The 12,848-nt window shown below is 72.5% G+C and carries 12 protein-coding genes; all 12 read left to right on the plus strand.

Annotated elements, in window-relative coordinates:
• Positions 1–351: 351 nt before the first annotated feature.
• Entirely contained in the window at positions 352–1,764 is a 1,413-nt protein-coding gene (locus tag ACIG87_RS19545; RefSeq protein WP_396852062.1) for an ammonium transporter, read from the plus strand.
• Positions 1,765–1,789: 25 nt separating this feature from the next.
• The gene (locus ACIG87_RS19550; RefSeq protein WP_067307311.1) at positions 1,790–2,128 is read left to right on the plus strand and encodes a P-II family nitrogen regulator; all 339 of its coding nucleotides are present in this window, start codon (positions 1,790–1,792) and stop codon (positions 2,126–2,128) included.
• 13 nt (positions 2,129–2,141) lie between these two features.
• The gene (locus tag ACIG87_RS19555; protein ID WP_396852064.1) at positions 2,142–4,499 is read left to right on the plus strand and encodes a [protein-PII] uridylyltransferase; all 2,358 of its coding nucleotides are present in this window, start codon (positions 2,142–2,144) and stop codon (positions 4,497–4,499) included.
• Positions 4,500–4,883: 384 nt separating this feature from the next.
• Complete coding sequence (ffh, locus tag ACIG87_RS19560) at positions 4,884–6,440, plus strand: signal recognition particle protein (protein ID WP_396852066.1); 1,557 nt, start codon at positions 4,884–4,886, stop codon at positions 6,438–6,440.
• A gap of 69 nt (positions 6,441–6,509) precedes the next feature.
• Positions 6,510–7,091, plus strand: a complete 582-nt coding sequence (locus ACIG87_RS19565) for a Uma2 family endonuclease (RefSeq protein WP_396852067.1) — start codon at positions 6,510–6,512, stop codon at positions 7,089–7,091.
• Between the two features lie 18 nt (positions 7,092–7,109).
• A complete protein-coding gene (locus ACIG87_RS19570) occupies positions 7,110–8,189 on the plus strand; it encodes an amidohydrolase family protein (RefSeq protein ID WP_396852069.1) in 1,080 nt (359 codons plus the stop codon).
• 120 nt (positions 8,190–8,309) lie between these two features.
• Positions 8,310–9,716: a proline--tRNA ligase gene (proS, locus tag ACIG87_RS19575; protein WP_396852070.1), complete on the plus strand. Its 1,407-nt coding sequence runs from the start codon at positions 8,310–8,312 to the stop codon at positions 9,714–9,716.
• A 64-nt stretch (positions 9,717–9,780) separates the two neighbouring features.
• Complete coding sequence (locus ACIG87_RS19580) at positions 9,781–10,428, plus strand: DUF402 domain-containing protein (RefSeq protein WP_396852071.1); 648 nt, start codon at positions 9,781–9,783, stop codon at positions 10,426–10,428.
• A gap of 263 nt (positions 10,429–10,691) precedes the next feature.
• On the plus strand, positions 10,692–11,159 hold the full coding sequence (gene rpsP, locus ACIG87_RS19585) for a 30S ribosomal protein S16 (RefSeq protein ID WP_396852073.1): 468 nt from the start codon (positions 10,692–10,694) through the stop codon (positions 11,157–11,159).
• Positions 11,134–11,394 (plus strand): RNA-binding protein, encoded by a 261-nt coding sequence (locus ACIG87_RS19590; RefSeq protein WP_172862164.1) that lies wholly within the window; start codon positions 11,134–11,136, stop codon positions 11,392–11,394. Before rpsP ends, ACIG87_RS19590 begins: the two co-directional genes overlap by 26 nt.
• A gap of 2 nt (positions 11,395–11,396) precedes the next feature.
• The gene (rimM, locus tag ACIG87_RS19595; protein ID WP_396852129.1) at positions 11,397–12,008 is read left to right on the plus strand and encodes a ribosome maturation factor RimM; all 612 of its coding nucleotides are present in this window, start codon (positions 11,397–11,399) and stop codon (positions 12,006–12,008) included.
• 16 nt (positions 12,009–12,024) lie between these two features.
• Complete coding sequence (trmD, locus tag ACIG87_RS19600) at positions 12,025–12,813, plus strand: tRNA (guanosine(37)-N1)-methyltransferase TrmD (protein WP_396852075.1); 789 nt, start codon at positions 12,025–12,027, stop codon at positions 12,811–12,813.
• Positions 12,814–12,848: the final 35 nt, after the last annotated feature.

Below are 12,848 nucleotides of genomic sequence, written 5' to 3' on the forward strand. Positions count from 1 at the left end.
CCAAGCGCGGCGCACCCCCGCGCGCGCCGAGCGCGGTCCCTGCGCGCGCCCGGCCCGGCACGCCCCACGCGAGCCAGGCCCGGTAACCCCACGCGCCGATCACCCGGACCACCCCTCCGACTGGTCGCCATCGGCGGAAGAGTGGCCGTTCGCTGCCGGAACGGCCACTCTTTCGTTTTCCGAGTTTCATGATCGCGGTTCTTCACACGCCGGAAACAACCCGTCACGTGTCGGAAATCGAGGGGTGTCGGTACAGGAAACAGCCGCCGACCAAGCTTCCGCGCAACCGGCGTACGGGCGACGCTGCCCCGGAAGCCGCGAAGGAGGGAACTTCACCTTTAGGAGGCCAGCGTGCCTGAAGCACCGACGATCGACGGCGGCAACACCGTTTGGCTGCTGGTTTCGACCGCTCTCGTGCTGCTCATGACCCCGGGACTGGCGCTGTTCTACGGCGGCCTCAACCGGGCCAAGGGCGTGCTCAACATGATGATGATGAGCTTCTCCGCCATCGGACTCATCTCTGTTCTGTGGTGGTTCTACGGTTTCAGCATCGCCTTCGGGACCGACGTCAACGGTTTCTGGGGCGACCCCGGTGCGTACCTGGGCACCAAGACCTTCCTCGCCGAGACCGACCTGTGGGGTGCCACGGCGGAGAACCCCAGCGGCATCGGCGTCCCGCTGTACGTGTTCATGGCGTTCCAGATGGTCTTCGCGGTGATCACCGTCGCGCTGATCAGCGGCGCGATCTCCGACCGGGCCAAGTTCGGCGGCTGGCTGCTGTTCGCCTTCGGCTGGGCCACCCTGGTCTACTTCCCGGTCGCCCACTGGGTGTGGGGCGGCGGCATCATCGGCGCCAAGATCCACGCGCTGGACTTCGCCGGTGGCACCGCGGTGCACATCAACGCCGGTGCGGCGGCCCTCGCCGTCGCCCTGGTGCTCGGCAAGCGGCTCGGTTGGCCGCGTGAGGGCATGAAGCCGCACAACATCCCGCTGGTCGCGCTCGGCGCCGGTCTGCTCTGGTTCGGCTGGTTCGGGTTCAACGCCGGTTCGGAGCTGACGGTCGACTCGGTCGCCGGTCTGGCCTTCATCAACACCCAGCTGGCCACCGCCGCGGCGGTGCTCGGCTGGATCGCGGTGGAGTGGATCAAGGACAAGAAGCCGACCATGGTCGGTGCCTCGTCCGGTGCCGTCGCGGGTCTGGTCGCCATCACCCCGGCCTGTGGTTTCATCGCCCCCTGGGCGGCAGTCCTGCTCGGCATCGTCGCCGGTGTGGTCTGCGCGCTCGCCATCAGCCTGAAGTACAAGCTCGGCTACGACGACTCGCTCGACGTGGTCGGCGTGCACTTCGTCGGCGGTTGGATCGGGTCGCTCTGGCTCGGCCTGTTCGCCACCAACTCGGTCAACGCCGCGATCAGCGACGTGGTCGGCGCTTCCGACGGCCTGTTCTACGGCGGCGGCGTGACCCAGTTCGGCCGCCAGGCCCTCGCCGGCCTGATCGTGACCGTCTGGTCGTTCGGTGTCGCCTGGGTGCTCGCCTTCGTCATCGACAAGACCCTCGGCTTCCGGGTCAAGGCCGACGACGAGGTCGAGGGCATCGACATCACCGAGCACGCGGAGAGCGGCTACGACCTGTCCCCGAGCACCGGCGGTGCCGGTGGTGGGGCGTTCGCGATGGCCGGGATCACCCCGGGCGGCGCGAAGCCGGCCTCCCCGGAGGCCCCCGAGCCGGCCACCGCGCCGGTGGACGAGAAGGTCGCCGGATAACGTTCGGAGAATGGAGGGCTTGGACATGAAGCTGGTGACCGCGGTCATCAAGCCGTACCAACTGGACGCGGTGAAGGAGGCCCTGCACGCCCTCGGCGTGGCCGGCCTGACCGTCAGCGAGGTCCAGGGGTACGGGCGTCAGAAGGGGCACACCGAGGTCTACCGGGGTGCCGAGTACACGGTCGAGTTCCTGCCCAAGATCCGGGTCGAGGTGCTCACCGACGAGATGGACGTCGACAAGGTGGTCGACGCGATCGTGGCCGCCGCCCGGACCGGCAAGATCGGTGACGGCAAGGTCTGGGTGACCGGCGTGGAAGAGGTCGTCCGGGTCCGTACCGGCGAACGCGGCCTCGACGCCCTGTAGGAGGACCAACCAGATGACCTCGTTGATCAAGAGGAATGCGTCGGACGACATCGGCGACGGAGACGCAAACCTCTTGGTCAACGGGGTCGTCGGGGTACCCGGGGGGATCGGGGAACCGGCTCGGGTGGGGCGGGCGGGGGCGTTCGACTCGTGGCTCTCCGGGCTCCTGCCGGAGCGGGCGGGCATCGCGCTGATCGCCGTGGGCGGGCTCGGGCGGCGGCAGTGCGCGCCGTACGGGGACCTCGATCTCGTGCTGCTGCACGCCGGGGTGGCCGGGGTGGACGAGTTGGCGGCCTCGCTGTGGTACCCGATCTGGGACGCCGGGGTTCGCCTCGACCATTCGGTCCGCACCCTCGCCGAGGCGCTGTCGGTGGCCCAGGACGACGTCAAGGTCGCCCTCGCCCTGCTCGACGCCCGGTTCGTCGCCGGTGACCGGACGCTCGCCGACACCCTCACCCGCACCGCCACCGACCACTGGCGGCGTACCGCCGTCCGTCAGCTGCCCGCTCTGCGGGAGATCACCGAGGTGCGCTGGCGTACCCACGGGGAGCTGGCCTTCCTCCTCGAAGGCGACCTCAAGGAGGCCGCCGGCGGGCTGCGTGACGTGGGCATCCTGCGGGCCATCGCCACCGCCGGGATCACCGACGCGCTGCGCCCCGCCGTCCGCGCCGCGCACCGGCGGCTGCTGGACACCCGCGACGCCCTGCACCAGCAGGTGGGCCGTCGGGTCGACCGGCTGGTCGCCCAGGAACGCGCCGGGGTGGCCGCGCTGCTCGGCCTGCGTCAGCCGGCGTCCGACGCCGCCGACGCGGGGCCCCGGGCGGAGGCCGGCGACGGCGACGCCCTGCTGCGCCGGGTGGCCGGCGACGCGCGCACCGTCAGCCACGCCCTCGACGACGCCTGGCGGGCCGCCGACCGGCTCCGCTCCGGCCGCCGCCGGGGAGCCGACGGTCGGCCGCTGCGCCGCCCGGTGGCCCGGGACGTGGTCGAACACGACGGGGAACTGGTGCTCGCCCGTACCGCCATCGGGGCCCGCCCCGACCCGAGCCTGTCGCTGCGGATCGCCGCCGCCGCGGCCACCACCCGGCTGCCGATCGCCCGCGCCACCTGCGAGTGGTTGGCCGCGTACTGCCCACCGCTGCCCGCGCCCTGGCCGCCGGCCGCCCGGGCCGCGCTGATCACCCTGCTCGGGGCCGGTCCCGGCCTGGTGCCCGCCTGGGAGACCTGCGACCGGTACGGGTTGATCGACGGCTGGCTGCCCGAGTGGACCCGACTGCGCAGCCTGCCCCAGCACAACCCGGTGCACCGGTTCACCCTGGACCGGCACCTGGTGCAGACGGCCCACGAGGCGAGCCGGCACACCCGTGAGGTGGACCGACCCGACCTGCTGCTGGTCGGCGCGTTCCTGCACGACATCGGCAAGGGGCTGCCGGGCGGGGGTGTCGACGGTGACGCCGGCGCTCCTGCGGACCACAGCATCGTGGGCGCCCCGATCGCCGAGGCGGTGGCCACCCGGATCGGCCTGCCCGCCGACGAGGCGGCGCTGATCGGCACCCTGGTCCGGCTGCACCTGCTCCTGCCCGACGTGGCCACCCGCCGCGACCTGGCCGATCCGAAGACGATCGCCGGGGTGGCCGAGCGGGTCGGTGACACCACCACGTTGGACCTGCTGCATGCCCTGGTCCGGGCCGACGCCGCCGCCACCGGCCCGGCGGCCTGGTCGGACTGGAAGGGCCGGCTCGTCGCCGAGCTGGTCTCCCGGGTACGCACCGCGCTGGACACCGGCGCGCTGCCCGCGCCACCGGCCCCCGACCCGGCGCTGGTGGCCGGACCGCTGCCGGTCGTCCACCTGACCGAGGACGTGGTGGCGGTGGCCGCCGCCGACCGACGTGGCCTGCTCGCCACGGTGGCCGGTTGCCTGGCCCTGCACCGCCTGGAGGTGATCGCCGCCGACGCCTCCACCGTCGACGGCCGGGCCCTGGTGGAATGCCGGGTGCAGCCCCGTTACGGGCTCGCCCCCGATCCGATCGCGCTCAGCACCGACCTGCGGCGCGCGGTCAACGGTGACGTCTCGGTGACCCAGCGGCTGCGGGGCCGGGCCCTCGCCGCTCGGGCCGAGGGCGCCGCTCCCCGGGTGGTGTGGCACCGGGAGGCGGCCACCGACGCGGTGCTGCTGGAGTTGCGCGCCGCCGACGCCGCCGGCCTGCTCTACCGGGTGACCTGCGCGTTGGACGAGGCCGGCGCGCAGGTCCGCGCGGCCCGGATCTCCACCCTCGGTGGCGACGTGGTGGACGCCTTCTACCTGGTGGGCGGCTGGCCCGACGACGCCGAGCGGGCCCGGCTGGAGGCAGCGGTGCTGGCCGCGGTGTGAGTAGGGACGGACGTGCCGGCAGGCGGGGGCGCTGGCCCGCCGGGGGAGCGCGGACGCACGTGGCGTGCGGGCGGCCCGGCGTGCGTGGCGGCGTGGCGCGCGGGCGCGCGATGCCCGTGGCGCGTGCCTCTGCTGCCCGTGAAGCGTGCTCCCACTGCCCGTGGTGCCTACCCCTGCTGCCAGGTGGTGCGGGGGAGAGCCGGGCGGGGTGGGTACGGATGCTGTCGAGCTGATGACGTTGACGGATCAGGGGCGTTCCGGGCCTCGGGGAGCGCGGCTGGGCCGGGCCGGAGCGCGGTGGCGGGTGGCGGGCTACCCTAGCGGTGGCTGGACTCCTGCCCGGCCGCGTTGTGCCCGCCGGAATACGACAAACGGGATGTTCGCGTGTTTGACACCTTGAGTGACCGCCTGTCCGGGATCTTCACCAAGCTCCGCGGCAAGGGGCGGCTCACCGACGCCGACATCGATGCCACCGCGCGCGAGATCCGCCTGGCACTGCTGGAGGCGGACGTCGCGCTGCCGGTGGTCAAGGGCTTCATCGCGAACGTCAAGGAGCGGGCCCGCAGCGCCGAGGTCTCCCAGGCGCTCAACCCGGCCCAGCAGATCGTCAAGATCGTCAACGAAGAGCTGATCAACGTGCTCGGCGGCGAGGGGCGACGGCTCCAGTTCGCCAAGCACCCGCCGACCGTGATCATGCTGGCCGGTCTCCAGGGCTCCGGCAAGACCACCCTGGCCGGCAAGCTGGCCCGCTGGCTCAAGGCCCAGGGGCACCAGCCGCTGCTGGTCGCCGCCGACCTCCAGCGCCCCAACGCCGTCGGGCAGCTCCAGGTGCTCGGTGGCCGCGCCGGCGTCGAGGTGTACGCCCCGGAGCCCGGCAACGGCACCGGTGACCCGGTGCAGGTCGCCCGCGCCTCGATCGAGCACGCGAAGCGGGCCGCCCGGGACATCGTCATCGTCGACACCGCCGGCCGGCTCGGCATCGACGCCGAGATGATGCAGCAGGCCGCCGACATCCGCGACGCGGTCGAGCCCGACGAGGTCATCTTCGTCATCGACGCCATGGTCGGCCAGGACGCGGTCCGCACCGCCGAGGCGTTCCGGGACGGCGTCGGCATCACCGGCGTGGTCCTGTCCAAGCTCGACGGCGACGCCCGGGGTGGCGCCGCGCTGTCGGTGCGCGAGGTCACCGGCCAGCCGATCCTGTTCGCCTCCACCGGCGAGAAGCTGGAGGACTTCGACGTCTTCCACCCCGACCGGATGGCCAGCCGGATTCTCGGCATGGGCGACGTCCTCACTCTGATCGAGCAGGCCGAGCAGGCCTTCGACACCGATCAGAAGGAGAAGATGACCGCCAAGCTGATGGGCGGTGAGCAGTTCACCCTGGAGGACTTCCTCGACCAGCTCATCGCGGTGCGGCGGATGGGCCCGATCGCCAACGTGCTGGCCATGATGCCCGGCATGGGGCAGATGAAGGACCAGCTCGCCGAGCTGGACGACAAGCACTTCGACCGGGTCACCGCGATCATCCGGTCGATGACCCCGGCCGAGCGCACCAACCCGAAGATCATCAACGGCTCCCGTCGGGCCCGCATCGCCGGCGGCTCCGGGGTCACCGTGATGGACGTCAACCAGCTGCTCAACCGCTTCACCGACGCGCAGAAGATGATGAAGCAGATGGGCGGCATGATGGGCCTGCCCGGCGGCGGCCGGCGCAAGGCGACCAAGTCGCCGAAGAACAAGCGGAAGGGCACCAAGGGCGGCAACCGGCCGCGCAGCGGCGCGGGTGCCGGGCTGCCGGGCGGCTTCCCGGGTGGCATGCCGCAGCTCCCGCCGGGGATGGACCCGAACGACCTGGCCGGCGGTCAGGGCCTACCGCCGGGCTTCAAGCTCCCGAAGATCGACTTCAACAAGCTGGGCAAGGGCGACAACCGGCCCCGCTGACGCGTGTCGGTGACGGTGCGCGACGATTTCGTCGCCTAGGGTGGTTGCTGCCCCTTGGGAGGAGATGTCATGACCGCAGCCCCGATCCTGCCCGAACGGCACGAGTGGACGGTCGACGACCTCGGCGACCTGCCGAAGGACCTTCCGTACGAACTGATCAACGGAAGGTTGATCGTGCCGTCGCCCACTGCCCTGCATCAAGAGTTGTGCGTCGAGCTGCTGCTCACGCTCCGCGTCAACTGCCCGTCGGATCACCTGGTGAGCTTCGACCTGTCGATGCGGGTCGACCGCCGCAACGAGCCTCGGCCCGACGTGGTGGTCATCCACCGCAGGCACGCCGGTCGGTCGCCCGTCCCCGTCGAGGACGCCCTGCTCGCCGTGGAGGTGGTGTCGCCGACCTCCACCTTCCGCGACATGTACGACAAGGCGAAGGTCTACGCGCACGCCGGGGTCCGCTCGTACTGGGTGGTGGACCCGCTCCAGGAGCGGATCACGCTGACCGAGTACGCGCTCGGTGCCGGTGGCCGCGACTACGAGCAGATCACCCACACCGAGGACCTGTTCGTCACCGAGTCGCCGTGGAAGGTCTCGGTCGACCTGCCGGCGCTGACCGCCCGGAAGAACGACCTGCTCGCCCCCGACGGGCAGTGATCGGGTAGGACTGTGCGCATGGCTCTGCATGTGCGCGGTGTGCTCCTGCCCGACGACGAGGTCCGGGACATCTGGCTCGACGGCGACCGGGTCACCTTCGACCCGGTGCCCGGGGCGGAGACGGTCGCCGACGGCGGCTTCGTGCTGCCCGGCCTGGTCGACGCCCACTGCCACCTCGGCATCGCGCGGGGTGGCACCCCGATCACCTCGCTCGACCAGGCCCGCGAGCTGGCCCGTACCGACCGGGACGCCGGGGTGCTCGCGGTGCGCGACGCCGGTTCGCCGTACCCGTACCCCGAACTCGACGACGATCCGGAGCTGCCGCGCCTGGCCCGCGCCGGCCGGCACGTGGCCCCGCCGAGGCGCTACCTGCGCGACATCGGTCTGGAGGTCGACGCGGCGGAGGTGGCCGCGACCGTGACCGCGCAGGCCGCCGCCGGCAACGGCTGGGTCAAGCTGGTCGGTGACTGGATCGACCGGGGCCTCGGTGACCTCGCGCCGGCCTGGGACGCCGACACGATGGCCGCCGCGGTGGCCGCCGCGCACGCCGCCGGGGTGCGCGCCGCGGTGCACACCTTCAGCGAGTCGGCCGTGGAGATCATGGTGCGGGCCGGGGTGGACTCGGTGGAGCACGGCACCGGCCTGAGCCTCGACCTGATCGACCTGATGGCCCGGCAGGGCACCGCGCTGGTCCCCACGATGATCAACATTCGCACCTTCGGCGGCATCGCCGCCCAGGCCCGCGATCGGTTCCCCGGGTACGCCGACCACATGCTCGCCCTGCGGGACGGCTTCCCCGCCGTGGTCCGCGCCGCGCACGAGGCGGGGGTGCCGATCTTCGTGGGCACCGACGCGGGCGGCGGCATCGACCACGGACTGGCCGCCGAGGAGATGCTGCTGCTGCACGAGCAGGCCGGGATGTCGGCGGTGGACGTCATCGCCGCCGCCTCCTGGCGGGCCCGGGAGTGGCTCGGCTTTCCCGGTCTGGTCGAGGGCGGCCTGGCCGACCTGGTCGTCTACCCCGAGGACCCCCGTCGTGACCTGACCGTGGTGCGAGACCCGTCCCGGATCATCCTGCGCGGCCGGGTGGTCCGCTGACCACACCGACACCACCATGAGGTGGCGGGAGCAGGCGTCACCGCGCCGGCCCGACGCCGGATGCGGCGATGTCGCGCCCGATCGCGTCGGCCCCGAACGGGGCGCATAGGATGTGCGGTCATGGCTCGCGTGCTCACTCCCCGTGCGGAGGACTTTCCCCGCTGGTACCAGGACCTGATCGCCAAGGCGAAGCTGGCCGACAACGGCCCGGTCCGGGGGACCATGGTCATCCGCCCGGCCGGTTACGCCATCTGGGAGCGGATGCAGGCCGAGATGGACGCCCGGATCAAGGCGGCCGGCGCGGAGAACGCGTACTTCCCGCTGTTCATCCCGGAGAGCTATCTCAAGCGCGAGGCCCAGCACGTCGAGGGCTTCTCGCCGGAGCTGGCGGTGGTCACCCACGGTGGCGGCAAGCAGCTCGCCGAGCCGGTGGTGGTGCGCCCCACCAGCGAGACGGTGATCGGCGAGTTCATGGCCAAGTGGATCGACTCGTACCGGGACCTGCCGCTGCTGCTCAACCAGTGGGCGAACGTGGTCCGCTGGGAGCTGCGCCCGCGGATCTTCCTGCGCACCAGCGAGTTCCTCTGGCAGGAGGGGCACACCGCGCACGCCACCCGCGACGACGCGCGGGCCTACGCCCGCCGGATCCTGCACGAGGCGTACGAGGACCTGATGGTCAACGTGCTGGGCATCCCGGTGGTGGTCGGGCTGAAGACCGCCCGGGAGCGCTTCGCCGGGGCGACCGCCACCTACACCTGCGAAGGCATGATGGGCGACGGCAAGGCGCTCCAGTTGGGCACCAGCCACGAGCTGGGGCAGAACTTCGCCAAGGCGTTCGACATCAGCTACTCCTCGGCCGAGGGCGGCCGGGAACACGCCTGGACCACCTCCTGGGGCACCTCGACCCGGATGCTCGGCGGGCTGATCATGGCGCACGGCGACGACAACGGTCTGCGGGTGCCGCCGAGGCTGGCCCCGATCCAGGCGTACCTGATGGTGGTCAAGGACGGCGAGGGCGTCGGCGAGGCGGCGGCCAAGCTGCGCGACGCGCTGCGTGACGCCGGGGTCCGGGTCGCGCTCGACGACCGCACCGACACCGCGTTCGGCCGCCGGGCCGTCGACGCCGAGCTGCGCGGCTATCCGGTACGCGTCGAGGTCGGCCCCCGCGATCTGGCCGCCGGCAACGCGGTCGTGGTCCGGCGTACGGACGGCTCGAAGGCACCCACCCCGGTCGCGGACGTGGTCGGCGCGGTCCTGGCGGCCCTGGAGGCCGACCAGCAGGCGCTGCACGACCAGGCGCTCGCCCACCGGCTGTCGCGCACCGTCGAGGTGTCGACCCTCGCCGAGGCGATCGAGGCGGCGGCCACCGGTTGGGCCAAGGTGCCGTGGTCGGCCGTCGGCGTCCCCGGCGAGGCCGAGGCCAACGGTCAGGGCGTCACCGTCCGCTGCCTGTTGCGCGCCGACGGCTCCGTTCCGGACACCGAGGACGAGCCGGACCTCACCGCCATCCTGGCCCGCGCCTACTGAGGCACGCAAGGACGCCTCTCGCGCGGATCGGTGCGCGGGGGCCTTTCCCGGACGTGGAGGTCGGGTGCGTTTCGAACCAGGTCGGCTGATCATGCACCGGAACGTGCGGCACGGGCGGATCGGCTGGGTCCGGCCGGCCCGGGTGGTCCTCGACGACGACCGGGGGCTGCTGCTCTGGGTGGCCCGGGACTCGCCGGTGGCGCACGAGGTCACCGAGGCGGGCCTGGGCATGCGGGCGATGCCGTTCGCCGAGTGGACCACCTCGTCCTACCGGTTGGCCCAGGGCCGGTGGGACGGCCCGCCCCTGCTGGAGTTCCTGCCCACCGGGGCGGCCCACTCGGTCTGGTGGTTCCGCGACGCCCAGGACCGCTTCGCCGAGTGGTACGTCAATCTGGAGGAGCCCGGCGTCCGGTGGGACGACGGGCCGGTGGCCGGGGTGGACGTGGTCGACCAGGACCTGGACGTGGTGGTCCGTCCCGACCGTAGTTGGCGCTGGAAGGACGAGGAGGAGTTCGTCGAACGCCTCGCCTTTCCCGACCACTACTGGGTGGCCGACGAGAAGGCGGTCCGGGCCGAGGGTGAGCGGGTGATCGCCCTCGTCGAGGCGGGGGAGTTCCCGTTCGACGGCACCTGGTGCGACTTCACCCCGCCGGCCGACTGGACGCCCCCGGCGGGTCTGCCGCCCGGCTGGGACCGCCCACCCGTGCGTTGAGTGTGTTGTTACTCACTCGGGAGGGCCGCCCGCCGGGCAGTCGGCCCTCCCGCCGGCGGGGGCGGCCGGGCCGATGTGAGGGTTTGGCGGGCGATCTGGCAGAATAGGTCGCTGGTATCCGGCGCGCGTTCGGCGCCCTCTAACCCGGGCGCGTCGCCAGTCCACCCGAGCAGTCTCCGGCCCAACCCCACTGTGCCGGTCGACGCTCACCCGTGCACCGCCCGTAGCCGGGTCGGTGAAATCGCAACAGGAGCGAAACAACTGTGGCCGTAAAGATCCGGCTCCTGCGGATGGGCAAGATCCGCAACCCGCAGTACCGCATCGTCGTCGCCGACTCGCGCACCAAGCGTGACGGTCGCGCGATCGAGTTCGTGGGCGTGTACCAGCCGAAGGAAGACCCCTCGATCATCGAGGTCAAGTCGGAGCGGGTCCAGTACTGGCTCTCGGTCGGCGCGCAGCCGAGCGAGGCCGTCCAGCGTCTGCTGGAGCTGACCGGCGACTGGCAGAAGTTCAAGGGCCTGCCGGCCCCGCCGCCGCTGAAGGTCGCGGCCGAGCGCGCCGACCGCAAGGCGGCGTACGAGGCCGAGGCGAAGGCCGCTGCCGGCTTGGCCCCGGAGACCCCGGCCAAGCCGGCCCGCAAGGCTGCCAAGGCGGAGGCCCCGGCCGAGACGCCGAAGACCGAGGCTCCGGCCGAGGCCCCGGCTGCTGCCGACGCCGGTGAGCAGGCCTGACATGCCGCTGCGTCCCGCCTTGGAGCACCTGGTCAAGGGAATCGTCGACCACCCGGACGACGTGCGCGTCCGCATGGTCGACTCCCGTCGGGGCAAGCGGCTGGAAGTCCGTGTGCACCCGGAGGATCTCGGCACGGTGATCGGGCGGTCCGGCCGGACCGCCAAGGCGCTGCGCCAGGTGATCGGCTCCATCGGTGGACGCGGGGTACGCGTCGACATCGTCGACTCGTACTGATGCTGCTCATCGTCGGCAGGATCGGCAAGCCGCACGGCATCCGCGGTGAGGTCACCGTGGAGGTGCGGACCGACGAGCCCGAAGCGCGGTTCGCCCCCGGCGCGGTGCTCAGCACCGAGCCGGGGGCCCCGCCCCGCGCCGCGCCGCCGCGCGGTGCCGGGGTGTCGCCCGCCGGGGCGGCTGCGACCGCCGCCTCGGAGCCGCCCGACGGGCCCGGGGTGGCGTACGAGGTGCCCGGGGAGCTGACCATCGAGTCGGCGCGTTGGCACCAGGGGCGGATGCTCGTCGCCTTCGAAGGGGTGCTCGACCGGGAGACCGCCGAGGCGCTGCGTGGCACCCTGATCGGGGTGGACAGCGCCTCCGTCGCCCCGCCGGAGGACCCGGAGGAGTTCCACGACCACCAGTTGGTCGGTCTCGCCGTGGTGACCCCCCAGGGCGAACACCTGGGCGAGGTGGCGAAGATCGACCATGCGCCCGCCTCCGACCTGCTCGTCCTGCGCTGCCCGCAGGGGCGTACCGCGTTGATCCCGTTCGTCAAGGCGATCGTCCCGGAGGTCGATCTCGCCGGCGGACGCGTCGTCGTCGATCCGCCGGCCGGTCTGCTCGACCTCTAGACCGGAAGCCACCCACATGCGCGTCGACATCGTGTCGATCTTCCCGGAGTACTTCGCCCCGCTGGACCTGTCCCTGATCGGGCGGGCCCGGGAGCAGGGCCTGCTCCGGTTGGCCGTACACGACCTGCGGAGCTGGACCCACGACGTGCACCGCACGGTCGACGACACGCCGTACGGCGGCGGGCCGGGCATGGTGATGCGGCCGGAACCGTGGGGCGAGGCGCTGGACGCGCTGGCCCCCGACGAACTGGCCCCGGACGGCCTGACCATGCCCCGGCTGCTGGTGCCCTCCCCGGCCGGTGCGCCGTTCACCCAGGCGATGGCGCACGAGCTGGCCGCCGAGTCGCACCTGCTCTTCGCCTGCGGCCGGTACGAGGGCATCGACCAGCGGGTGCTCGACCACGCCGCGACCCGGCTGCGGGTCACCGAGGTCTCGCTCGGCGACTACGTGCTGTTCGGGGGCGAGGTCGCGGTGCTGGTGATCCTGGAGGCGGTCACCCGGCTGCTGCCGGGAGTGCTCGGCAACGCCGGCTCGCTGGACGACGAGTCGCACGCCCACGGCCTGCTGGAAGCCCCGATGTACACCAAGCCGGCGAGTTGGCGGGGGCACGAGGTGCCCGAGGTGCTCCGCTCGGGCGACCACGGGCGGATCGCCCGCTGGCGGCGGGACGAGGCGCTGACCCGGACGGCCGTCCGGCGTCCCGACATGATCGCCGCGTTGTCCCCGGATCTGCTGGACAGCAGGGACGTGACCGCGCTGCAACGGGGTGGGTTTCCCCTGCCCCCGGGGGATGTGGCAAAGTAGAGGGGTTGCCGCATCCGCCCGCGCCCGTGGGCGGC

This window comes from Micromonospora sp. NPDC051925 (assembly GCF_044548625.1).
GTDB lineage: Bacteria > Actinomycetota > Actinomycetes > Mycobacteriales > Micromonosporaceae > Micromonospora.